This is a genomic window from Streptomyces sp. NPDC004542 (genome assembly GCF_040610035.1).
Lineage (GTDB): Bacteria > Actinomycetota > Actinomycetes > Streptomycetales > Streptomycetaceae > Streptomyces.
In genome coordinates this window covers 1-1035 of sequence record NZ_JBEXLP010000225.1, presented here as the reverse complement: position 1 = coordinate 1035, position 1035 = coordinate 1, and the positions used below count along the sequence as shown (strand labels likewise).

The 1035-nt window shown below is 68.9% G+C and carries 1 pseudogene; it reads right to left on the bottom strand.

What is annotated here, in order from left to right:
* Nucleotides 1-1035 (bottom strand): annotated as a pseudogene (locus ABZX30_RS38225) (alpha-1,4-glucan--maltose-1-phosphate maltosyltransferase); the annotation flags it as partial.

Sequence of the window (1035 nt, the reverse complement as noted above, 5' to 3'; positions counted from 1 at the left end):
GCGCCGGATGGTGTTGAGGCGGGTGACGAGGGGGGCGATGGTGCGTCCCTCGCGTGCGGCGGCGGCCCAGTCGCGGGGTTTGAGCTGGTACTTCTCCGAGTCGAGGTATTCCTCGGAGCCTTCTCTGAGGGGGGTGTTCTCGCACAGTTCGTAGCCGCTGTAGATGCCCCAGGTGGGGGAGAGGGTGGCGGCGAGGACGGCGCGGACCTCGAAGGCGGGGCGTCCGCCGTGCTGGAGGTAGGCGTGCAGGATGTCGGGGGTGTTGGCGAAGAAGTTGGGCCGCATGTAGGCGGCGGCCTCGCCGGACAGCTCGGTCAGGTACTGGGTGAGTTCCTGCTTGGTGGTGCGCCAGGTGAAGTAGGTGTAGGACTGCTGGAAGCCGATCTGGGCGAGGGTGCGCATCATGGCCGGGCGGGTGAAGGCCTCGGCGAGGAAGATCACGTCCGGGTCGGTGCGGTTGACTTCGGCGATGACGCGTTCCCAGAACACCACGGGTTTGGTGTGGGGGTTGTCGACGCGGAAGATGCGCACGCCGTGGGACATCCAGTGCCTCAGGACGCGGACGGTCTCGGTGATCAGGCCGTCCATGTCGGTGTCGAAGGCGATGGGGTAGATGTCCTGGTACTTCTTGGGCGGGTTCTCGGCGTAGGCGATGGTGCCGTCGGGGCGGTGGTGGAACCACTCGGGGTGTTTGTGGACCCAGGGGTGGTCGGGGGAGCACTGCAGGGCGAAGTCGAGGGCGATTTCCAGGCCGAGTGCGCCGGCGCGGGCGACGAAGTGGTCGAAGTCGTCGAGGGTGCCCAGGGCGGGGTGGACGGCGTCGTGGCCGCCTTCGGGGGAGCCGATGGCCCAGGGGACGCCGACGTCGTCGGGTCCGGCGGTGAGGGTGTTGTTGCGGCCTTTGCGGAAGGTGTGGCCGATGGGGTGGACGGGGGGGAGGTAGACGACGTCGAAGCCCATGGCGGCGATGGCGTCGAGGCGGTGGGCGGCGGTGCGGAAGGTGCCGTGGGGGTGTTCGGGGGTGCCCTCGGAGCG